Below are 24,923 nucleotides of genomic sequence, written 5' to 3'. Positions count from 1 at the left end.
TAAAATTACTAAATTTGTTGGCATGATAAAAGTAACATTAATTGGGGCTGGCAATCTCGCTACACAGTTAGGTAAAGCACTCAAAAAGGCTGGTATTATCATCAACCAAGTGTATAGCCGTACTGAAACATCTGCCAAGATGCTGGGTGAACTGCTTGAGACCGAGTGGCTAACAGATATCACGAAACTTCGTGACGATGCAGATATATACATCCTTTCGGTGAAGGATAGCGTTCTCTGTGACTTGATTTCAGAGGTTTGCAAGGGTAGGGAAGATAAGTTGTTCCTCCATACAGCAGGCTCTATGCCCATGAGTTGCTTTGAAGGGAAGACGCAGCATTATGGCGTATTCTATCCTATGCAGACGTTCTCGAAGGCAAAAGATGTCAATTTTAAGACTATCCCAGTGTTTATAGAAGGTAATTCTACAGCAACTGAGGATATGATTAGGAAATTTGCCAATAGACTTTCTCAACGAGTGATAACGTTGTCTTCTGCTGATAGAAAGTATCTACACTTAGCTGCAGTATGGGCTTGTAATTTCACAAATTACTGTTACACCGTAGCTTCCGACATACTTGGTGAACATGGTATCCCCTTCGATGTCATGTTGCCATTGATTAATGAGACAACAGAGAAGCTACAAACACTTAGTCCGAAAGCGGCACAAACCGGACCGGCTGTACGTGGAGACAAGAATGTGATGAGCCAACAGTTAGAGTTGATGAGACACAACGCTGATTTACAAAAGCTTTATCAAATGCTTTCAAAAGGGATTAATCCAATGGTGGATAATCTCATTTTAGACAATAAAGAAGATTAAAAGCAAACTTAAATAGCTAAGTGTAACTACCTATAATTATATTACTTATATCATAACTTTATTATTCTTGATTATATGATAAACTACGATTTACAGAAGATAAAGGCTGTTGTCTTTGATGTCGACGGTGTTCTGTCTGCTTCTACCATTCAGATGGACGACAAGGGTGACCCACTACGTACGATTAATATCAAAGATGGATATGCTATTCAGTTAGCTGTAAAGCATGGCATACAGCTTGCTATTATGACAGGTGGGCATAATGAGAATGTTCGTTGGCGTTATGAATATCTTGGAGTGAAGGATATTTATATTAACTGTTCGATGAAGATACGCACATGGGAGGAGTTTCTTAAGAAGTATGAGCTGCAGGAAGATGAAATCATCTACGTTGGTGACGATATTCCAGACTATGAAGTTATGAAACGTGCAGGCTGCCCCTGCTGTCCTAAAGACGCTTGTGCTGAGATTAAAGAGATATCAACTTATATCAGTGACTGTAAGGGTGGACAAGGAGTAGCACGTGATATACTTGAACAAGTGATGAAAGCTCAAGGTAAATGGGTGCTGAATGAGAAAGCTTTCGGTTGGTAAATAGATGATAATGAAGCATATTATACTTGCGAGTAATTCGCCACGTCGACGTGAACTATTAGCTGGGTTGGACTTAGACTTTGAAGTGAAAGTACTGCCCGACATAGATGAGTCCTATCCAAAAGACCTACCTGTAGCAGAAGTGGCAGGCTATATCTCTCGTGAAAAGGCAGACTCCTATCGAGCTTTGATAGGGAAGGACGACCTTGTTATAACGGCCGACACGGTTGTGATAGTTGGTAATGAAGTACTTGGAAAGCCTAAAGATGCGGATGAAGCACGGCGTATGCTTCATCTTATCAGCGGTAGAACGCATCAGGTCATTACGGGTGTTTGTTTGTTGACTACCGATAAAGAACATTCATTCTCAGTGACAACTGATGTCACTTTCAAGCAGCTCTCTGATGATGAAATTACTTATTACATAGAGCATTACAAGCCTTTCGATAAAGCAGGAGCCTATGGTATACAGGAATGGATTGGGTATATTGGAGTCACATCCATCAACGGCAGTTATTTTAACGTGATGGGATTGCCTGTGCAAAGGTTATGGGAAGAAATAAAGAAGATATGATATGAAGACTATTCTCATCCTTGTCGGGAAAACACAGAGCAAGATATTTAAGGTTGGCATAGACGACTATGTCAGTCGTATTGAGCATTATATGCCGTTTAATATTACGACAATTCCAGAATTGAAAAATACGAAGAGCCTTTCAGAAGACCAGCAGAAACAGAAGGAAGGTGAACTGATCTTGAAGGAAATTCAGCCTTCAGATACTGTCATATTATTAGACGAGCATGGTGCAGAATACCGTTCTGTTGAGTATGCGAATTGGTTGAAACAAAAGCAAAATACGGCTCGCAGACTTGTTTTCATTATTGGAGGACCGTATGGATTCTCGTCAGATATCTATGCACGGGCCAATGAAAAAATATCATTATCACGTATGACTTTCTCACACCAAATGGTCAGACTCATCTTTACAGAGCAACTTTATCGAGCATGTACAATTATTAAAGGTGAACCATATCACCATGAATAAATGCCTCTTTGAGCATTACGAAATTTCAAGAAAGGCCTTTCTTGAAATAATGGCAGTTATGATAAATAGGGCATGTAGATAGTTTGTTTATTCATTCATGGTGCGTTATATCAATATTAAAAAGGTAAGTTTTATAATCAGCAAAGAAATAACAAAATACATCGGAAAGGCCATTACTAAACATATTCAGTCCTTTCTACCTATAGTTTGGCTTTTTGTTATCCCAAGTACAAAGGTCATTACTGAGAATATTCAGTTTTTTCTACCTTATATATCAGTAATTGTATTCAGTTTATCTATTCGTTTTATCAATGTCTGCAACAAGTAAATCAACTACAAGAACATACATAGCCATAGACCTTAAATCGTTCTATGCCAGTGTAGAATGTGTAGAGCGTGGACTCGACCCATTGACGACTAACTTAGTTGTTGCAGATAGAGAACGAACAGAAAAGACGATTTGTCTTGCCGTATCTCCGTCACTCAAGGCACATGGCATACCTGGGCGTGCACGCCTCTTTGAGGTCGTTCAGCGGCTAAGAGAAGTCAATGAAGAGCGTAGAAAGGCTGCTGGTAAAGAGTTTACAGGTAAGTCATATAGCGTAAAAGAGCTTGAACAACACCCTGATTGGGAGATTGACTATGTGACAGCCTTACCTCGTATGTCACACTATATCAGGCATAGTGCAAAGATCTATAATATCTACTTACGTTACATCGCACCCGAAGACATACACGTATATTCGATAGATGAGGTCTTTATCGACGCCACCGCATATCTTTCAAGCTACCAAATGACAGCTCACGAATTGGCTATAAAGATGATACGTGAGGTCTTAAGCGAGACGGGAATCACTGCAACAGCAGGGATAGGTACGAACATGTATCTTTGTAAGATTGCCATGGATATTGTAGCGAAACATATTCCTGCTGATAAAGACGGGGTTAGAATTGCTGAATTAGACGAAGAAAGCTATCGCAAAAAACTCTGGGACCATCGTCCCTTAACCGATTTCTGGCGTGTAGGAGGAGGTATTGCACAACGTTTGTCGATGTATGGTATAGACACAATGGGTAAGATAGCACGTTGTTCTATTCATCAAGAAGAATTGTTGTATAAGCTCTTCGGTATCAATGCAGAACTACTCATTGATCACGCTTGGGGATGGGAACCATGCACAATGGAGTTAGTTAAGGCTTACAGACCAGAGAACTGTTCGATGAGTAGTGGTCAGGTGCTTCAGGAAGCCTATACTTATCGCAAGGCAAGGGTCGTCGTCCAAGAGATGGCTGACGCTATAGCGTTAGACTTAGTAGAGAAACGTTGCGTGGCAGACCAGCTTGTCTTGTCCGTAGGCTATGACCGTGAGAGCCTTACCACACCTACTGGTCGCGAATATACTGGTCCTGTATCCTTTGATAGATATGGTAGGAAAGTTCCCAAGAGGGCTCATGGTTCTATCAATCTCCATCGTTACACCTCTTCGTCACGACTGATAGGTGAAGCTATCCTTAGGGTTTATGATGATATTACAGACAAACGATTATTAATAAGAAGACTGAGCATCTCAACCAATCATGTTATCAGTGAAGACCTCTTAAAACAGAAGACTGCTAAGCCGATAGAGCTTGACATGTTTACTGACTATGAAGAGGTAAAGCGGAAAAAGCAACTTGAAGACGCCGAATTGGCACGTGAACGTAAGATGCAAGAAACTATCTTAAAGATAAAACATAGATTTGGCAAGAATTCGTTACTTCGTGGTCTTAACTTCGATGAAGGGGCTACAGCAAAGGAACGGAACAAACAGATAGGAGGACATAAAGCATGACAGAGACTTACGATGACATCATTCATCTACCACATCATGTATCTAAAAGCCATCCACAGATGAGCCTTTACAATCGTGCAGCACAGTTTGCACCCTTTGCAGCTTTGACGGGCTACGAGGAAGCTATCATCGAAACGGCTCGGTTAACAGCTCCTAAAGTTGACATGATGGAGGACAATCAGCAGTTATTAGATAGAAAGCTCGCATTACTTTCTCATTCTTTAAGAGAACAGCCTACGGTCTCTATCACTTATTTTCAGCCTGATAAGAAAAAGACTGGAGGACAGTATCTTACCGTCACGGGAGTTATTAAATGTATTCGTGATAGTGAACGTGTCATTCTTATGGCTGATGGTAAAAGCGTTTCCATTGATACTATTATAAATATAGATGGTGATATCTTTTCTTCAGAAGAATACCCATCACCCGATGATGAGCTCTTTTAAAACCTATTACTATCTGATAAGAATTGCATGACTATATCCTTATCGCATCTACGTTTTATCTTTAGCGTCCTCACACACCTTATATTATAATAGAGAATAGGGGCGAAAGCATTCTCTTTCCCCCTACTCTTCTCCCCCTATCCTACCTTCCTATCTCTCCCGTATAATGAACTATTCGTCCCTCACTTGTCACCCCCTCGATGATAAGACGATAAGTTGAGCGATATTCGGCAGGAAAGAGCAGACGGAAAGACGCTCCTCGTAAGGAAGGTAACCACATGGGTGTACGTGCGTTAGGGGTGTAACCTTGTGGGATTTGATAGCCCAATGTCGTAAATGTCTTCGTATTTGTCAGTGGGACAGAAGCTGCTTTGAAATCTCCTTTCTTGGTCGTTACGGAGATAACTCCCATCCCTCCGATAGCTCCCCAGATAACTGTTGAACCGCCCTTAAAGACATCTACCCTCTCTACATCAGCCATTTGAATATTGTCTAAGTCGTAGTCTTCATTAACAAATATACCGTCTATGGCGATTGCGGCCGGTCGCCTTCCTCCCACAGTAAAACCACCTCTAACGTAACACTTCCCAAACTCAACCGTCACACTGGGCACTCTGCGCAGTAGCTCATGCAGACAAGTAGCGCCAATGCTCTCGATGTCACGCAATCCGAAGGAGAAATCAGCGGTTCGAGAATAGGCATCTGAACGAGAGGAATAGGTGGGCTGATGACTAAAGACATTCACTTCCTCCATTTGAATACCGCCTTTTGGTAGCTCTAATGTTGCATCAACACGTGTTGTGTCATTGCTTGTCCATACGAAAGGAGGGAGTTGACCTTTATAGGAAGGGTACTCATCTTCATCTAACAGTAGTTTTACCCATGATTTCCCAGCCTTTGTAAATGCATTCAGAACATACTGTGTCCCTTCAGGAAAGTCTATCCCTTCAAATGAAAATCTCCCTTGTGCATCGGTCTTAGTCACAACATAAAAGCTTTTGTCGGGTGAGATGAGATTTACAACACCGTCTTTTATTGGTTTATGTCCTATCAACGTCTCTACTCGCCCACGTATCACAGCCGACTTTTCAACCCCTATTAATCCCTTCTTACATTCTCCTTTAATCACATCAGACATTCGGTATCGACTCCAATTACAATTATCAAGCAAGGAATCTGGCTCGCTCTCTAAACATACGGACGATGGTTCCTCTGGGCAATCAGCCTTATCCATATCAAATAATAGATGAGAGATAATATCCGACTGCCCTACTGTGTTGTCTACACCAGCATATTCTACACGTACTGAAACATCCATCGTCTCTCCTTCTCGCAAGCTATCAGCTTTAATAATACAAGGAATTTGATTGTTATTAAGCTTTTCGCCGTCTGTCCATCTTACTGAAATCGGACATAACTCCTTCTCTGGATATACGAACTTCAATCGTTCTGCTACCTTATTGAGTTTAGTGTCGAGTAGTTGGAATGAATAAATACCTCCTTGAGAAAGACTGTCATAACTCAAAATAACATCTTTCTCTTTACTTATCTTTCCAAAGTAAAGCGGGATGGAACGGCAGTGTACGAAGAGTCTATAGTCGTCCTCTGAACTATCAGATAGATTATCAATACTTACTTTAATTCCTTTCTTTAAGACATTGATTAATAAGTTTATACTGTTATTTGCCTCTTCTCTATTTAAGCTATTACTATACTTAGAAGGAGTCAACCTCCCATGCCCACCGATAAAGATGCTTTTCATACTTTCATAACGACTAAGGTTCAGCATATTCTTCGTATAGCTACGCAACACATATCGCCCTTTCACCACACCTTCTGGGATGTCTATATGTCCTACAAAGCCCTGATCGCTACGCAGTAAACGTACTCTTTTTACAACCAAACGCTCTGGATTAAGCAGTTCCACATATACATAACGACTGATACTATCTGCCTGATGGACCACCGCATTAACTAAGAAGACCCGCAGATGTATTCGTTGTCCGGCTTGATAACTTTCAGCATCAGTAAACACGTATGTCTTCTCTTGCGGATACAACTGTACTTGACGAAGTACACGACTCAACAAGACATTGTTTGTCTGTGCATACAATGATGTATGAAAGCATATTAGTAATATGACGAACAGTAGTTTTCTCATATAGATAGGCATCAGTAAATAAATATCTGCAATAGATTTTCAAGAATAAAGATAATCATCTGTAGAATTATATGCAAACTTACACAAAATTATTAAATAATTCAATTAAAAAAAGAAAAACCATACTCAACCATAGAAAATCCTTTTTTCTTTAACTTTTTAGGGTGCTCTCTGTGAGAAAAAGAGACTGTCTACGAGTCGTGAGATACAGACTTAGAGAGGTGAAAGGGTGCAGTCTTAACTCTCTCCACCCTCTTTTGCTCATTAGACCAATGATAATTCGTCAATATTTTTCGCCCTTCATGGAAGTAGTACACGCCCTTTAAGGATCAAGAAAAGGCCTAACAACCTTCAAGAACATGCCCTTCTTGCATGTAGAAGACGCCCTTCTTGGAGCAAGAAGAGCATGTTCTTCAACGCTACTTATAATATCCTGATTTATTGAAAGTTATAAACTTGTTTTCAAGGGATTATATACTCAAATATACAGGACGTTCAATCCAATTTTATGTAATGATTTTTCATAGCCTTACTAATTATCCTGATGTATCGAACATCAACCATTATCTCCTCTTTAGAGATACTGACAAGTATAGTAGTGTTCGACCTTCTCTCATAAAGAAATGGTCTCTAAGATATAAAAGGAATATCTGGAACATCAACCGAAAAGCCAAATAAGCCTTATGATTGCCGTGATAAAGAGAAGAAAAAGCCACTAATGACCAACTTAAAAAGAGAACATGTTTATCAGAAAACAAGACTATCAACGATTTAAGCGACAATACCAATGATGCGAATTGTAGCCCTTTGCAGTCTAATAATCAAATTGACTCAAAAGGTTCTGTGCTTATACTACCCATATTACAGAAACATTTAGTAAATTTGCAAGTCAATAGGTAGGTTCTTACTATTGGTAGACAAAGATTGTTGGCATAGTCGTTTGTCATCGAGAACAATACTGACATAAAGGCCTACAAATAACAATTAGAGAAGAGAAAACAATGATATATCCCAAAAACTTTGAACAAAAGATAGGCTTCACAGAGGTGCGTTCACTCCTGCGAGCACGTTGCTTATCGCCTTTAGGTAAGGAACAAGTTGACGCAATGGCCTTTTCTACTGACGCTACTCAGGTGAACACCTGGATGGAAGAGATTAGAGAGTTTCGTAGAATACAAGAGGGACAAGACGACTTCCCCTTAGATAATTTCTTTGATGTACGTGAGAGTGTTGCGCGAATACGCTTGGAAGGAACTCACATGGAGGTGGATGAGCTCTTCGATCTGAAGCGTTCTTTAGAGACAATCATCGCTATTGTCAACTTTCTGAGCCGTGGAGAAGACACTGAACAAGGCGAAATACGTCACTACTACCCTGCTCTCTACAACCTTGCAGATGGTGTAGCAACCTTCCCACTACTTGTACAACGTATCTCACAGATTATCGATAAGTTTGGTAAGATGCGTGATAACGCCTCACCCGAACTACTCCAAATACGTCGTGAACTTGCCCATCTCGAAGGGAGTATATCACGAACACTATACGGAATACTACGTGCTGCACAAGGAGAAGGACTGGTTGAGAAGGATGTCACGCCTACGCTGCGTGACGGAAGACTGGTTATTCCAGTCGCACCAGGCCTGAAACGTAAGATTTCGGGTATTGTTCATGATGAGAGCGCAACTGGTAGAACGGTTTATATCGAGCCTACCGAGGTCGTGGAAGCCAATAACAAGATACGAGAACTTGAGAATGAGGAGCGAAGAGAGATAATTCGTATCCTCACAGACTTTGCTAAAAAGGTGCGTCCAAACGTACGTGAGATTCTCGATTCCTATCATCTTATGGCCACAATCGACTTCATTCGTGCGAAAGCCGAGCTTGCTCGACTCTTCAAAAGCTATGAACCTCAGGTGGCAGAGACGCCTCACATTGATTGGATAAGAGCTATTCATCCCCTACTCCAACTGTCGTTAGAAAGGAAGCATCATGATAAGTTAAATGCTTCGTTACCAGTGAGAAGTAGCGAAACAGATAAAGTTTCTAATGAAGACGTTAATTCGCAAGATGATGAAACACTATTAGAAGAGGAGAACGAGACCCGTAACTTACCTTCAAGTGTTGTCCCCCTTGATATTCAACTCACCAAAGATAAGCACCTACTGATTATCTCTGGTCCGAATGCAGGTGGTAAGTCTGTATGCTTGAAGACGGTGGGTCTACTTCAGTACATGCTTCAATGCGGTCTTTCTATCCCTGTTGGCGACCGTTCAACAACGGGTATCTTTACGGATATAATGATTGACATCGGTGATGAACAAAGTATAGAGAATGACCTTAGTACCTATTCTTCTCACTTGATGAATATGAAGATGATGATGCGTCGTGCGTCAGACCGAACGCTAATACTCATTGATGAGTTTGGAACAGGTACCGAACCACAGATAGGCGGAGCCATAGCAGAGTCTGTTTTACGCCAATTTTGGAAGAAACATGCCTGGGCTGTGATTACAACTCACTATCAGAACCTTAAGCATTTTGCGGAGGATCACCCCGGAACAGCCAATGGTGCGATGCTATACGACCGTCATGAGATGCGCCCACTCTTTCAGTTAGCCATCGGAAGGCCCGGTAGTTCGTTTGCTATTGAGATTGCTCGTAAGACCGGAATACCTGAGGAAGTAATCCGTGATGCGGCTGAGATTGTTGGTTCTGATTATATTCAGAGTGACAAGTACTTACAGGATATTGTTCGAGACAAGCGTTATTGGGAGAACAAACGACAGACGATTCATAGCCATGAGAAGGAGTTAGAGAAACGTATCAGTCAATATGAAAAGGATATAGCTGCGCTCGAAAAGAGTCGTAAAGAGATTCTTAACCGTGCCAAGACACAGGCAGAAGAGATTATCAAGGAGAGTAATCGGCGGATAGAAAATGCTATCCGTGAAATCAGAGAGAAGCAGGCTGAGAAAGAGGAGACCAAGCGAATCCGTCAAGAACTGGCTGCATACGAAGCTGGACTGACGAACGCTGAAAAAGTAGATAAGGCCGATACGTCTAACAGAAAGAAGCTGAAAAGCAGCGGACTACTATCTGATGACGACTTTCAAAAGAAGGTTGATAAGATTAAAAGTCGCAAGGAACGCCACGAACAGCACCTGAAAGAGAAAGCTGGTAAGCAACAAGCTGCTGCCGAAGCATTGAAGAACGCCGTGCGTAAACAGCAAGGTGGAGGAGTCATTATGGCTGGAGATTCAGTGCGTATAAAGGGACTTACGAGTGTTGGAAAGGTGGAGTCTATTGAAGGAAAACAGGCGACTGTCATCTTTGGAGGTATGAGGACGAAGATGGCTGTTAGTCGTTTGGAACATGTTGATGCGGCTACCATTCAGTCTGAACAGCAACAGTTCCAAGCCTATAACTACAGTCGTGAGACACGTGAGACGATTGACAAGCATCGTAACCAGTTCCGTCAAGAGTTAGATGTACGTGGTATGAGGGCTGACGAAGCACTGAATCAGGTGCAACACTTTATAGATGATGCTATCTTGGTTGGCGCAAGTCAGGTGCGTATCCTCCATGGGAAAGGGAATGGAATACTACGTCAATTAATCCGACAGTACCTTGGCAGTGTTCCTAATGTCACTAACTATCGTGACGAACATGTACAGTTTGGTGGCGCAGGGATTACGGTTGTAGAACTATAAGGCGGTTGACAAGGAAACAGGTTGACGGGTTCACGAGTTGAATGCTTTATTATTTGATAGATAAAAGATATAGGCAATAAATTGAGAAGGCAAGCGTTAATATATTAATATGAACTACCTAAGGCTTTTACACATACTCCGCAAACAAAGACAGAGGCTTCTGTTAGTAGGCTGTGCTACGTTGATGCTGATGTCATGCGGTGTAGATAGAAATATAAAGAAAGGTGATAAGCACCTTTCCTTGGGCGAGTATTATGACGCTGCAACCCAATTCAAAACCGCTTATCAGCGTACATCCCCTAAGGATAGACGCCAACGTGGAGAGTTGTCATTGAAGATGGCCGATTGTTACAGCCGTATCGCATCCTCTCAACGGGCCATTGCTGCCTATAGAAATGCCATCCGATATAAACAAGATAATGGTGAGACACATAAAAGTCTGGCTGATAATCTGATGAAGGAAGGCAGCTACACGGAGGCTGTTAAGGAATATCAAATTGCATTGGATTCGATGCCTAACAATCAAGTCATTGCTCAATCGCTGCAAGCAGCATCATTAGCTGCGGGCATGAAGGAGCGTGGCTCGAAGTATATAGTTAAGCGTATGGACGTCTTTAACTCACGTCGACAGGACTACTCACCCATGCTCTTCGGTGATAAATACGACCAGCTTTACTTTACTTCAACACGAAATGAAGCCAAAGGTGACGACTTGAGCGGTATTACTGGTGCAAAGGCTGGGGACATCTTCCTTAGTGAGAAGGATGATAAAGGTAAATGGAGTGCACCAAGAGCGATAGAGTCTGCATTGAACACAGAGGCAGATGAGGGTACTCCTGCGTTCTCTGTAGATGGTAGGGAGATGTATATCACACAGTGTCTGACCGACCCCAGCAATCCTCGTTATGCCCAAATAGCAGTAAGTAATCGCTCTGATGCGGCGTGGGGAAAGGCTACTAAGTTGGAGATTAGCCGTGATACCCTATCAAGCTTTGCCCATCCTGCAGTCTCACCAGACGGTAACTGGCTCTATTTCACAAGTGATATGCCTGGTGGAAAAGGTGGTCTTGACATCTGGAGGGTACGTCTGACAGGGGGTACAACAGGAGGAGTTGAGAACCTTGGGGAGCCTATCAATACTCCAGAAGATGAGGAGTTCCCTACGTTCCGACCTAATGGCGACCTTTATTTCTCAAGTAATGGACATGGTGGATTGGGTGGTCTTGACATCTTTATAGCTAAGGTTGGCAATGATCATCATTATCACTTAGAACATCCAGGATATCCTCTTAACTCGCAAGGTGACGACTTTGGCATGACCTTCGAGGGCATTCATAACCGTGGTTTCTTCTCTTCAAACCGCAATGATGGGCGTGGTTGGGACCATATCTACAGTTTTGAACTACCTGAAATCATACAGACTGTGAAGGGATGGGTCTATGAAATGGATGGTTATGAACTGCCTGCTGCACAGGTGTTCATGGTCGGTGATGATGGAACCAACAAGAAGTTGGCTGTCAAAGGAGATGGTTCTTTTGAACAGGAGGTGCACCCTGGCGTCAATTATATCTTCCTTGCAACTTGCAATGGACACTTAAATCATAAAGAGGAGATAAAGGTCGGTAATACAGAAGCATCTGAGGTGCATACGCTTCAATTCCCTTTAGCAGGCATCAACGTACCTGTACTGATAGACAACATCTTCTATGACTTCGATAAAGCGACACTCCGACCAGAATCGGAAACGGCATTAAACACGCTTGTCAACCTTCTTAAGGAGAATCCAAACGTAACTATTGAACTCTCAGCACACACCGACTACCTCGGTTCTGATGCTTATAACAAACGTCTTTCACAGCGACGTGCAGACGCAGTAGTGGCTTATCTCACTGCTCATGGCATTGCTCGCGACCGCCTAACACCTGTGGGATATGGCAAGGAGCGGCCTAAGAAGATTCGTAAGAAGCTCACTGAGAAATACACATGGCTAAAGGAAAACGACGTACTAACCGAGGCTTTCATCAAGAAGCTCGATAAGGAAAAGCAAGAAATAGCCAATCAGTTGAACCGTCGGACTGAGTTTACGGTCCTTCGCACCACGTATGGCATGTTTGATGAGAAGGGAAACCTTAAGCAACAGCCCAAGACAAAGAAGAAGGAGAACCTCGATGATGATGGGACAATACTCATTGATATCCCTTAGCCAATCCTAAGAAGGAGACTGTCTACCACAAATTCCATCTGTCTACCAGCTGATTTGCTAACTTGGCATTACTCCTCTAAAAGCTCATAACAGCTTGTTATTGCACATGATAATATGATAAAAGATAAGACCCAACCTACCAAAGTATCACCTTCTACCTGTATCTCTTCTCAAGAAGAGCAAGAAGGAGAAGCTATAGAAAGGAGAACAATAACTCTTCCTTCCGCCTTTACGGATTACACCCGCAGTCTCTTTGGTGATAGCCTGTACCAAACATTCCTCAAAGGGTTGGAAGACACGCCTCCTGTCAGTATCCGTCTTAATCCTTTTAAGTTGGCTGAAAATACGCATAAAGTTAATCCACAGCTTCACCCTCAACCAATCCCTTGGTGTAAGGAAGGCTATTGGTTGGGAACAAGACCTAACTTTACGTTCGACCCACTACTCCATGCTGGGGTCTATTATGTGCAAGAAGCGTCATCAATGTTTCTATCTCATGCGTTGCAATACTACGTGAAACAGCCTGTTATAGCACTCGATCTCTGTGCTGCACCAGGTGGAAAAACAACCTGCGCACGCGCTTCCTTGCCCGCAGGGTCTATCCTTTTCTCTAACGAACCGATAGGAAAACGAGCACAGATATTGGCTGAGAATGTTCAGAAGTATGGTCATGAGGATGTTATCGTCACAAGTAACTATCCTCGAGAGTACCAGAAGTCTAAGCTTGCCTTTGATGTTATCATAGCCGATGTGCCCTGTTCTGGAGAAGGTATGTTCCGTAAAGACCCACAGTCAATAGCTGAGTGGAGCCCACAGAATGTGGAGAACTGCTGGCAACTACAGCGTAGTATCATTGCTGATATATGGGATAATCTGAAGCCGGGGGGGCTCCTTATTTATTCTACTTGCACCTTTAATGCACATGAGGATGAAGAGAATATAGCTTGGATACTCACCGAGTATGATGCTGAACTCCTCTCTCTACCTACAGAAAAGGCATGGAACATAACGGGATCGCTCATCGGCAACCCGCTTAAAGACGGTCGGGACTTCCCTGTCTACCGTTTCATCCCTGGCAAGACACGTGGAGAAGGAATCTTCATGGCCATCATTCGTAAACGAGTTGAGGATGAAGCACTTACAAAGGAGACTACGCTTAACATCAATAAAACACTAACAGATGCCCGCAAACACCTCCGCATCCTTTCGCATGGGGTGAAAGAAGGTACACTGAAGGGTAAGAACATTATCCCTGATCATACGTTGGCTCTCTCCGTCTCTGCGGACAAGTCGGCTTATCACCGTGTAGAAGTTGACTACCAGACAGCCATCGCCTATCTTCGCCATGAGGCTGTCGCACTCTCTACGGAGGCTCCACGTGGTATCGTCCTCCTTACTTATAAGGGCTATCCAATAGGCTTTGCAAAGAACCTCGGGAACCGTGCTAACAACCTTTACCCACAAGAATGGCGCATAAAGAGTACACATATCCCAGACGAGCCATCGGTACTTATCTAAAGAAATAAAGAACAAGACTTCGCTTGAAAACAATATACTCCCCAACATATCAGACTTAAATAGACAAATTATGCAACAATACTTAGACCTCCTCAACCGTATCCTTACAGAAGGAACACAGAAAGGTGATAGAACAGGAACAGGAACCTTGTCCATCTTTGGGCATCAGATGCGCTTTGACTTGCGTGATGGTTTTCCTCTGCTGACAACCAAGAAGCTTCATTTGAAGAGTATTATCTATGAATTACTCTGGTTCTTACGTGGCGACACAAATGTGCACTACCTCCAAGAACATGGTGTAAGGATTTGGAACGAATGGGCTGACGAGAATGGTGAGCTCGGTCCTGTCTATGGCCATCAGTGGCGTTCATGGCCTGACTATAAGGGTGGCACGATCGATCAGATTAAGAATGTAGTAGACATGATACGGCGTAATCCTAACTCAAGGCGCATGTTGGTCACTGCATGGAACCCAGCTGAGGTTGACGATATGGCTCTTCCACCCTGCCACTGTCTATTCCAGTTCTATGTTGCCGACGGTAGACTATCCCTTCAACTCTATCAGCGTTCGGCCGACAGCTTCCTCGGTGTACCTTTTAACATTGCCTCATACGCTCTCCTTCTACAGATGATGGCGCAGGTAACAGGACTTGAAGCAGGGGAATTTATACATACGACTGGGGACACACACCTCTACCTCAATCATCTTGAACAGGCTAAACTCCAACTGACACGTGAGCCACGTCCGCTACCAAAGATGAAGATTAACCCTGATGTAAAGGACATCTTTGACTTTAAGTATGAGGACTTCGAGCTGACTGATTACGACCCACTACCACATATCCCAGCAGTGGTTGCAGTGTAATAAACATTTCATAACACCTCCGAAAAGGAGGGAATGTAGACAAAAAGAGTTGGAACTTGATAGTAAGCTATGCTCTCCACCTTTCAGTATAATAAATTATATTAGTCAAGAACATCATATCCTTCACCAACGATAAATAGCCTTATCGCAACTACCCCTCCCTCAGAGGGAATGGAGAAGGACACTTATTACCATTATGGAAATAAACATCATCGCAGCAGTAGCAGCCAATCGTGCTATCGGATATCAGAACGATATGGTCTATTTCATTAGTGAAGACCTAAAGCGTTTCAAGCAATTAACAACAGGACACACCGTTATCATGGGGCGTAAAACCTTCCATTCACTCCCAAAAGGTGCGTTGCCTAACCGCAGAAACATTGTTCTCAGCAGAACAGAAACAGACTTCCCTAACTGCGATGTCTACTCTTCACTTGAAGAGGCACTAAACCATATCGGTGCAGAAGAACAAGCTTTCATCATTGGAGGAGCAAGTCTTTACAAGGAAGCACTCGCTATTGCTGACCGTCTCTACCTCACTGAGATAGCTGCTACACCTCCACAAGCTGACGTGTTCTTCCCTGAGTATAACGATGGCAAATGGGTTGTTGAATCACGTGAGTCACGTCCTGCAACTGACAAAAACCCCGCATACGCTTTTGTAAATTATGTAAGAAAATAGGTTTAGCCCTTTTAACACATGGAGTAAGAACACTTATATAGGCAAGAAGATTTATGAACTTGCCCTTATAAAGATGTCCGCAAAAGTTGTTGGATAGTTCATCTCCTACAGAGTCATAGATGATAGAGATGCCTATTCGCACACAGAAGAACCCATCAATAGCGTTACGACCGATAAAACACACCGATCACTTTTGCTAATCATGGTGGGCATGTCTGTGATAATATGTATCTAAATAGCCCTCTGAGGGATATTCTCTGTGTACAAAACGCTACGCTACTTTGTAAGTGAAAGATACATTCAATGAATCAAGAGACACAGATGTATAGAGGGAGAAAGGTGTCGTCTTAACTCTATCCCACCCTCTTCTATTCCTTAACCCTCCTACTATTCGTCAATATTTTTCGTCCTTCACGGAAGGAGTATATGCCCTTTAAGTATAAAGAAGACGCCCTTCTGCGTTCAAGAACATGCCCTTCTTACCCCAAGAAGAGCCTCTTCTTGATGCAAGAAGGGCATGTTCTCAAATGTAGTTTATAACAGACTGACTACTTGTAGGTTATAAAGTTGATTACAGTAGATATTCTACTCCTATTTAGAGCGTGTTCAACTCCACTCTATGTAATAATTTTTCATGATACTACAAGACTACAAAGGAGAATTATTATAAGCATTATAATAAGGTATAGTAAAGAACTAATAAACAATTCAGCCTCACTAATTAGAGTAGTGAGGCTGATAGTCTATATTCAAGTAAGCTTAGAATGGTAAGCCAATGGCTAAGTGGAAAGCCTGTGCATCCTTGAACTTTGAAATATTATAGAAGCCAGTCTTGCCCGTTTCATAAGGTACATGTAAGCCGACACCCCAATCCAAACGAAGCATGAAGTAACCAAGGTCGTAGCGTATTCCGACTCCTGTACCAAGCGCCATCTCCTTTAGAACATTCTTGAATCTAAAGTATCCCTCTGGTCTACCATCGTCATAATGCATCGTCCAGACGTTACCTGCATCAAGGAAGAGGGCTCCATAGAGTGAACCCACAAGATGAGGACGATACTCTACATTGCATTGAAACTTGATGTCGCCCGTCTGCTCGACGTATGAACGACGGCGTTGCGTAGAACGATAACGCCCTGGTCCAATCTGTCGGACGTTGAAAGCACGAATACTATTGGCTCCTCCAACATAGAACTGCTCTGTATAAGGTGCAAAACGACTGTTTCCGTATGCCCACAAGGTACCAACATTGACGTGAGCCGCAACACTGCTCTTCTCAGACAGACTCCATACTTTCGTCATATTGGCATCTATCTTGACAAATTGAGCAAATGGGTTCTTAAACAGTTTCTTGTCTTTTTCACTCCAATGTCTGCCAAATGCAGCATAACCAGCAGATAGGATGTTTGACGCTTCACTAACTGTTGTCCATACCTTGATAGGACTCTTATAGCGAGCTGGGCTCATGAAAGTATATTGAAAGAGCATCTTAGGGATGAACTGGTCGGCCAAAGAGACTTCAAGATATGGCACACTGTCAATCAATTCAAGATAACGATCGGTCACATTATGCATATACTCGTATGTTAACGTCAATGGAGAGAACGAATAACTATTACGTTCGTTTGGCTGCCACTGGTAGGTCAACTCCCCAGACACTACATGCCGCTTAAAATACTTAGCACGGTTTAAGACATCAACAGAGGCTTTGAGGGTCGTTGATGGTGTTGTGTAATAAGTACGAGGGACCTTAGGAACATAGACAAGTCCCTTTTCTGCAGCTGCAGCAATCTTCCTTTCTTCACGTGCCCAACGCTTTCTTGGCGGTGTGGCAAAAGGGTTGACGAGTCGAGGGAACTGTAGGCTGGCTTCTGCACCATACTCATAATTATTCAGTCCGAGCCGATCTCTGCCGTCATCATCGCTACTTGCCGACCATTCATACGAACCATGTAAACGTAAGTCGAACTTCTCACCACCACGAAAGACATTTCGTTTCGTCAAACCAACAATCGCCTCAGGACCATATCTACCACTGGTCTTTCCCTTACCGTAGGCTTCAATGTAAAAGTCGTAAGGCTTATCAAAGACACAATTAATGGTCATATCCAGAATACTACACGTGTCTGTCGTGTCACGAGGAGTAAAAGCAAAGTTCGTTGCAGCAAATACTCCACTACTGTTAAGCTGTTGCTGGGTCTTTTCTACCAGTTCGTTGTTGTAGACAGTACCAGGCCATATCTTCAAGTCATTGGTTATTGTGCGAAGACGGAGAGGCTTGTGCGATCCATTATAATTAACGATAATATCACGGAACCTACTCTGTCGAGAAAGAGAATCCATGAATTGACGCTGCAGATTGATAGTGATTGTACCTATATCCCACTTTCGTAAGACTCTATTACTTACTGAGTCAGCCATCTGCAGACGCATGGAAGCTAAGCCATAGGTGAGAGTTGTGTCGGCAAGATAGCTCGCATCGTTATTCTGATAATAATAGTAACCATTGTTACGGAATAAGTCTGTGATGCGTTTACGCTCCTGTTCGAGTGTCGAAACATCAAAGGCATCCCCTTTATGAATGATTGCTTTATCGAGATTAGCCCTTATCAAGCTGTCTGCCGTGGGTGGAAAGTTAACATAGCGAATGCTATCAAGTAGCCACAGACGCCCCATATCAACCGAATATTGCAACCGCATCTTCTTAGGATTACGCTGTGCAAGTTTCTCATAGGTTATCTTCCCATTGAAATAACCACGTTTGCGTAAGAGGTTCTCACCAACTGTGACATGTAAGTCGGGGGCTGTTGAGTTCATTAACACAGGTGTAGAGCCAAACGCACGAACCAACCATCGACTGAAGGAGGTCGTATCCTGTGAGAAAGCATTCCATATCCACAGACCAACAGGGAAAGGAGAACGCACGCTGGGACTGCCCATCCACGACGCATTTGGCTTAGTAGCAAGGACAACATCTAACTCACCCTTCACATCATTAAAGTGTTGGTTAGGCTGATAGTTACTGTATTTTGTCTTCTCCATGCCCGTGTATAAGTGTTCACCATCAGGGATTGCTGAGGTCGTACTACAGGCTACAAGTAGGGAAAAGAAAGCCATGAAAGAAAGTACTTTGGCAACCTTTCTTCTGCTTGTCAGACTATTATTGATTCTGTTTCTTCTCATTTACGAAATTAATTAATGAATCTCTCTTAGGCTTCTCTTGCTTAGGTACAATCAAAGGCGTATCGTCCTTGGAGCGGAAAATATCCTTAAAGTGACTCAACTTACGCCTCCACATGATGCCAACACCGAACTCCGACAAGTTACCTTCTAACCAATCGTATGCCTCACGTTCGTAATAAAGCTTCAAATACTTTGTTTCCTTCTGATTAAGACGGTATTCGAGAGAGAAGTTATCGAAGTAGGCTCCATTCTCTTCAGAGAACTGTGCGCCCGTTGACACACGTCCACCCATAATGATTCGTAGTCGATTATTCCACAAGCGCTTGGAGAACTTGAAGGTATAGTCGGTGTGTAAGTTACCATTCACATCGGCTGCACTCTCCATGTTGGCTGTTAAGTCGAGTCCCATAGAGTTGAGTGCCCTTCCTGTGATAGAGTTTACTTGGGTCTGCAAGAAGCTTGCTAATGCTCCACTCATCGCTGTATTAGGATTGGTAGAGTTCTCGCCATCGAAATACATGCCCGATGCTAACATCGTCACAGCAAGTTTAGAACGTTCCTCAACACCCTTAGTATTAAGAATATTCTGCATCTCTTGATCGTCAGGAGCGGTGATGATAAACTCAACTCCAGGCTTTGGGAATTGGCGAGTCAGGCTCACTCCACATTCAAAATCAACTATTCTTCCTCCTCCAGAACTATTTGTAACATTTGTCCTTACGCTCTCTGTCGCCGTAATATTTAGTGTTGGCTTCATCGGATCACCCGTGAACTCAAGATAACTTCCGCTCTTTATCGTAAAAGTACGGAGTGGTATCACTGGGAGAGAATATTTCATTTGACCATCACTCAACGTATATCTACCACGAACCTGTACTCCATTCGTAGGGTCATAGTTAAGAAGAAGGTTCCCACCACCCACGAAGTCGATATAATTAGACTGGTCAGGACTTAGCGCACAGAACACATGTGCCTGCTCATCTATGTCTACTACGAGTGCCATACTGAACCCTGTAATATCAGGACGCTTGATGATCTGCTTCGTTGAATCATTGAAATGAGTGAACTTAACGAGGTCGTTTAACTCGTCATCGGTCGCTAACGTGCCATCTTGCACTATGTAAGACACATCTGTATTATCCAATACATTGAGCTTACCAGTAAGCTGCAAGTTATTTAATAAGCCACTTATCTGACCAGAAAAGTCAACGAAAGCCTTGCCATATACCTGTGAACGAGCGTTCTTCTTTGCATCTATCACTTGGAAATCCTTAGCTTTTAATTCAGCATTAAGCATCATCTTATCAAGATTAGAGAAGTCTAAGTACCCTGATATATCAAGTGGAGAACCGTTATTAGCTATCATCTCGAAGTTCTCGAACTCTATGTGGCTATCTTTAATCCGTACTGGATCATCTGCGAAACGCATTTTTATACCATAGGGAGCACTCACCAAGTAGGAAGAGTCAAGGTAAACCTCACCATTAACATCCAATTTATTCAACGGACCCTTTACCTTCAACGTTCCTTCACCTACTCCTTCGAGGCCAACAATTTGGTCAGGAACAAAGCCATTGACGTAATTTAAAGGGAACTTGTTCATCTCTAAGGTTGCATCTAACTCTCCTTCTCCCTCATTCTTATAGGTTCCTGAGAGGATGCCGACCTCATTTCCATCTTGAGTTATAATACCATCAACATAGTGTGTACCGTCCCCTTTAGGCATATAAACGAACTGTGTGCCTACATCTCCCATAGGACAATTCTCGTAAATAAGCCGTTTAATGGTCATATCACTTGAAATTGTGAGTTCTTTCTCCGTCTGTACAAGGTGGTAATCACCATCGAGAGTACCCGACAACTTCGGTGCGAAGGGTAATACAGCAAACAAACTGCCCAACTCAAAGTGGTTCATTGACAGCGTTACATTCTGCAATGAGGCCGTATCATCATCCTCAGTAGAGACGAGCATACCCGTTCCGTCAGCCGCCTCCAAACGTAGATTAGCAGATAGACGACGGTCACGTCCAATATAGATATAATTAGAGTCATTGACAGCAAAGGACTTATAACCTAACACAGACTTAGGCGAAGTGATTGAGAGTTCTATTCCTCTGCGTTTCATAGCAGCCTGCATAGCCAAGTCGAAACCTGTCTTTCCATCCTTATCAAGGATTGTTGCATGTGTTTGTAAGCCGTGTTCATAGAGCGCACCCTGCAGGTATCCATGATAAGGGTAGGTGTTGGAAGGATTGTTCTTTACTGATAACAGATAGTTCAACTGCCCATCAATACTGGTGAGGTCGGCTCTGATGCTATCCAAATGGATATCATTATAAACCAAAGAGTCAATACTTATCTTTCCATCAAGACCTTTTGTTGGTGAAGATGTCAGATTAATATCCGCCTGACTAAAGGCATATCCTTCTTGTGCCAACAAGTTAGAGAATAAGTTATCACGCCCACTACGGAGTGTAAAGTGCCCTGTTGGTAAATGACGAAGTATTGCAGCTTGGTCTATACGACGGTTAGCGAGTTGTTCACGTACAATCTTGTATATCCGTTTCCCACTTTCCGTCAATTGATTAACACTACTATTAAATGCTGTACTAAGTCGGAAGTCACCTCCATTCAACACTGCATGTATGGTATCTCGACGACTCATAAGGTCGATATCCACATCCCCTGGAGCGTAAGTTCGGTTCTGGTCGGTTACATGAAGGTTTCCTATCAATCCACGAACATTCATATCATCCTTGCCAGACATGGCAAACGAGGTATTAGCCGAGAAGCTACTTGACATTGCTTTATCAACGACTCCCAACTGATAAAGGTCTACACGTGGGAATGAACCATTTATTGAACCCTCAATCTGACTGCCTCTCATTGTAGCATCAAGGTTGAAATTGCCTTCAACCAATGGTATTCGTTTTCCCTTACGATGTTCGCTAAGCAACAAGTTACCCACATTTCCACTTACTGCATAGTATTTCTTCATATCTGAACGAAGCGTAATATCCGCATCAGCAGAGGTTATGTAATGCTTATCTACAAACCCAAAGGCCTGTAAATCAGCCTCAGAGAGATTGCCTTTCAAATGCGTATCGAGTGCACCCGACCGTACATCTGCACGTACATTGAAGTTACCTGCAGCAAGAAGTCGGCTCTTCTTCTTTCCTTCTTGCATGAGACGGAATGAGCGAAGAGGACCGCTTACATGATGATTGTTCTTCATGTCCGACCGTACGTCTATATCTGTCCATGCAGACACGACGTATCTATCCGCCATCAAACCCATTGCATGCAAATCAACACGACGTAACCAGCCTCGCAGATGACCATCTACGAGACGCGTATTGACCTTACCTTTATACGTAAAATCACCCGCCAACATCCTATTAGTGCTCTTTACATGAGCAGCAAGAAGCTCTCCATGCTTAGAGATATCACCATTCAATCCGTCAAGCACATATTTACCGTATCTGAAACTACGAACACGCAGACTGAGGTTTGTCGATGATTTCGGACTCAAGAAGTCTGTCCCTCGCCCCTGCATCTTTATCGTTCCAGAGAAAGCCGACAACCCCATCTTAGGTAAGAAATGATGTACAGGGAATGAAGTTGCGTCTGCTGAAAGGCGATAAAGTTCTGTTGCCGTACTGTATGCACCATTCAGTCGAATCCGTCCACCGCCTTGTGTCAGCAAGATGTTACCCGTGTAAAGCGTTTTACGTACATGGATATTACCATTGATACCAACTCCCTGTGGGAGGGCTATTATCTTGCGCACATTACGGGGCAATAACTTAGAAACAAAACGTAAGTTACTTGCTGTTCCCTTCAGTCTCAAGTCACTACGAAGTCGACCCGCTCCAGACATAATATCAGCTATCCATCCTGTGCTGGTAAGGTCGAAGTAACCTGGCATAGCTAATTGAAGTTGCTTGAATATAGCCGAACGAAGATTGCCATCGAGCTGTCCTTTTACGATAATACGTTGATGAGGAAGTGCTTGATAGATGTTCTTTGGTACGGAGGTAAGGAATGGCTGCAGGTCATCTAAGCGTAGGAAACCATCTAACTGAGTTGATATCTGTCCCGGATTCTTGTCTGCAAAGGCGTTCATGTTCATCATGAACCGCCCAGACAGCTCTGTTCCTGGTAAGCGAACATACATATTAGGCAGATTGATACTTGTAGAATCCATAGAGAAAGGACCACGGAAATCCTTTACTATCAGTCCACTTTTCTCCTTCATATTGGCTGTTCGGACACGCAATCGTATCTTTGGAGCAGCATAGAGGAAGGAGTCTATACCGAGATTGATGTCCTCCATGGCTATATGTGCGGCATCAAAGCCAGCCTTTGCATGCCGTACATAATTCTTATCATAGCTGAAATCGCCCCCTTGCCAATCTACATTCGCTACCTTATAGATGTTGTCATGTAGAAGAAGTTCGGCTCCCTTCACCATACCTTTGTTGAAGTTAGCACGAACACTCATCGTATCTCCTGGCATGTGAAGGCGAATATCTGTTTTAGCAAGGTTGAGTTTATCGATATTAATACGCCAAAGTGGCTTCTTCTTGTGTGGGTCTTCGGGCACAGTATCGCCCAATGCAATGTCTACCCATCCTCCTTCAATATCGGCTTTATTGATGCGAACAGAGTCGCCAATGAGGTTTATGCCATGACTTACGAGATGTAAGCGCTGCAAATCGCCACGAATACGAAGGTCACCGATAAAGTTAACGGTATTTGTCTTCAGTTTTGTAAATGTCAGTTCGTTGACTTCTACCTTACTTTCAAGCAAAGGCAATAAACTTACATCTGCCACCAAGCGATGTATGTCAGCTACCGTATCTTTCTTATTAGGAATAGAATCGTTAGGACGAAGCATCTTTAGCCCCTCTAACTGAAGGTCTAATGGAAAAGAGAGATTAACTCGTTCGAGGCTTACATCCATCCCAGTCTTTTCTGAAACATAAGTGGCCACACGCTTTGCAGCCCAATTCTGAACTGGTGGACAATATAATAGTGCAACAAGTATAAGAAACAGTATGACTGGTGTAAACACTATCGCAACCAGCCATTTCAAGCTTCTTTTCATGTTAAATATGTTAGTCATTAATAGCTTTCTCGATAATTTAGCCTTGTTTATGGGACTAATACGTTAGTAAACTTATTCAATTAACTGCAAAGTAAAACAAAAAAAACGAGATATAAGACTTTATATACGTAAAAAAACAAAAAACATTAAGACTTTAATTGTGCGTTGATAAGTTGCTTCTTGATAGTTACTTCCATAAGACCTTACCTATTGACTAAAAACAGCCTAAGGTTTACTGCAATCTTCACTACCAAGGGGAAGAAGGAAAGGGAACGTTACACGTAAAAACAATACTCGTGACATACCTTGGTATTCACACTCTATTCCATTCGCAGAGGGGTCAATGTTGAGGCTCACATGCCCACAAATAGAAACCTTATTGCCGTGATAGCCCTATAAGAATACGAATAAGAAATGAACAGGGAATGCTGAACTTACAAACAGGATTTGTGAAGATATTTCAATAATCACTCCCCTCTCCATTCGGAAAGAGCATTCACTTGAAGTAAGAAGAGGCCTTTCAACGTTCGAGAACATGCCCTTCTTGCGTGCTGAAGACGCTCTTCTTGGACAAAGAAGGGCCTCTTCTCCGACGCTGTTTGTAACTTACTGATTTGTTGCAGATTACAAAGTAGATTAAAGAATATATTGCACGCTGATTTAGAGGGTATTTAGCTTGAAGCTATGTCATGATTTTTCATGTATTTACCAATCACTTAGAAGTGAGGAAAAGAGGATGAACAGTAAATT

Annotated in this window: 14 protein-coding genes; 11 read left to right on the top strand and 3 right to left on the bottom strand. The window is 42.7% G+C overall.

All coding sequences use genetic code 11. The annotated features are described in order from the left end of the window. Positions 1–22: 22 nt before the first annotated feature. The 6 genes from CHB62_RS00385 to CHB62_RS00360 all read left to right on the top strand — a co-directional run bounded on the left by CHB62_RS00385 (position 23) and on the right by CHB62_RS00360 (position 4,741). Positions 23–823, top strand: a complete 801-nt coding sequence (locus CHB62_RS00385; RefSeq protein WP_089365212.1) for a Rossmann-like and DUF2520 domain-containing protein — start codon at positions 23–25, stop codon at positions 821–823. Positions 824–898: 75 nt separating this feature from the next. Beyond that, on the top strand, positions 899–1,417 hold the full coding sequence (locus CHB62_RS00380; RefSeq protein ID WP_089365211.1) for a KdsC family phosphatase: 519 nt from the start codon (positions 899–901) through the stop codon (positions 1,415–1,417). Between the two features lie 10 nt (positions 1,418–1,427). Then, on the top strand, positions 1,428–1,991 hold the full coding sequence (locus tag CHB62_RS00375; RefSeq protein WP_089365210.1) for a Maf-like protein: 564 nt from the start codon (positions 1,428–1,430) through the stop codon (positions 1,989–1,991). 1 nt (position 1,992) lies between these two features. Continuing rightward, the gene (rlmH, locus tag CHB62_RS00370) at positions 1,993–2,463 is read left to right on the top strand and encodes a 23S rRNA (pseudouridine(1915)-N(3))-methyltransferase RlmH (RefSeq protein WP_089365209.1); all 471 of its coding nucleotides are present in this window, start codon (positions 1,993–1,995) and stop codon (positions 2,461–2,463) included. Between the two features lie 311 nt (positions 2,464–2,774). Continuing rightward, the gene (locus CHB62_RS00365) at positions 2,775–4,295 is read left to right on the top strand and encodes a Y-family DNA polymerase (RefSeq protein WP_089365208.1); all 1,521 of its coding nucleotides are present in this window, start codon (positions 2,775–2,777) and stop codon (positions 4,293–4,295) included. Continuing rightward, positions 4,292–4,741: a YolD-like family protein gene (locus tag CHB62_RS00360; RefSeq protein WP_009010772.1), complete on the top strand. Its 450-nt coding sequence runs from the start codon at positions 4,292–4,294 to the stop codon at positions 4,739–4,741. Before CHB62_RS00365 ends, CHB62_RS00360 begins: the two co-directional genes overlap by 4 nt. 142 nt (positions 4,742–4,883) lie before the next feature. Here the strand turns inward: CHB62_RS00360 and CHB62_RS00355 are convergent, their stop codons facing one another. Further along, a complete protein-coding gene (locus tag CHB62_RS00355; protein ID WP_240616310.1) occupies positions 4,884–6,902 on the bottom strand; it encodes a TonB-dependent receptor plug domain-containing protein in 2,019 nt (672 codons plus the stop codon). Between the two features lie 1,001 nt (positions 6,903–7,903). Here CHB62_RS00355 and CHB62_RS00350 point away from each other — a divergent pair. From CHB62_RS00350 to CHB62_RS00330, 5 genes are all read left to right on the top strand, one after another. Continuing rightward, a complete protein-coding gene (locus tag CHB62_RS00350) occupies positions 7,904–10,612 on the top strand; it encodes an endonuclease MutS2 (RefSeq protein ID WP_089365206.1) in 2,709 nt (902 codons plus the stop codon). A gap of 109 nt (positions 10,613–10,721) precedes the next feature. Beyond that, a complete protein-coding gene (gene porE, locus CHB62_RS00345; RefSeq protein WP_089365205.1) occupies positions 10,722–12,815 on the top strand; it encodes a PorE family type IX secretion system protein in 2,094 nt (697 codons plus the stop codon). Positions 12,816–12,929: 114 nt separating this feature from the next. Then, positions 12,930–14,333, top strand: coding sequence for a methyltransferase RsmF C-terminal domain-like protein (locus CHB62_RS00340; protein ID WP_240616311.1), 1,404 nt, complete (start codon positions 12,930–12,932; stop codon positions 14,331–14,333). Positions 14,334–14,403: 70 nt separating this feature from the next. After that, positions 14,404–15,198 (top strand): thymidylate synthase, encoded by a 795-nt coding sequence (locus CHB62_RS00335; RefSeq protein ID WP_089365204.1) that lies wholly within the window; start codon positions 14,404–14,406, stop codon positions 15,196–15,198. Between the two features lie 196 nt (positions 15,199–15,394). After that, positions 15,395–15,880 carry a dihydrofolate reductase gene (locus tag CHB62_RS00330; RefSeq protein ID WP_089365203.1) on the top strand — a complete coding sequence of 162 codons (486 nt, stop codon included), beginning with the start codon at positions 15,395–15,397 and terminating at the stop codon, positions 15,878–15,880. Between the two features lie 759 nt (positions 15,881–16,639). Here CHB62_RS00330 and tamL read toward each other — a convergent pair. Together tamL and CHB62_RS00320 are read right to left on the bottom strand one after the other, a co-directional pair. Then, complete coding sequence (gene tamL, locus CHB62_RS00325) at positions 16,640–19,063, bottom strand: translocation and assembly module lipoprotein TamL (RefSeq protein WP_458693486.1); 2,424 nt, start codon at positions 19,061–19,063, stop codon at positions 16,640–16,642. After that, the gene (locus CHB62_RS00320) at positions 19,041–24,173 is read right to left on the bottom strand and encodes a translocation/assembly module TamB domain-containing protein (protein WP_240616312.1); all 5,133 of its coding nucleotides are present in this window, start codon (positions 24,171–24,173) and stop codon (positions 19,041–19,043) included. The genes tamL and CHB62_RS00320 overlap by 23 nt, the downstream gene beginning before the upstream one ends. Positions 24,174–24,923 lie beyond the last annotated feature (750 nt).

Origin of the sequence: Prevotella jejuni, assembly GCF_900187995.1 — a bacterium.
GTDB lineage: Bacteria > Bacteroidota > Bacteroidia > Bacteroidales > Bacteroidaceae > Prevotella > Prevotella jejuni.
This window is presented reverse-complemented; position numbering and strand designations above follow the sequence as displayed.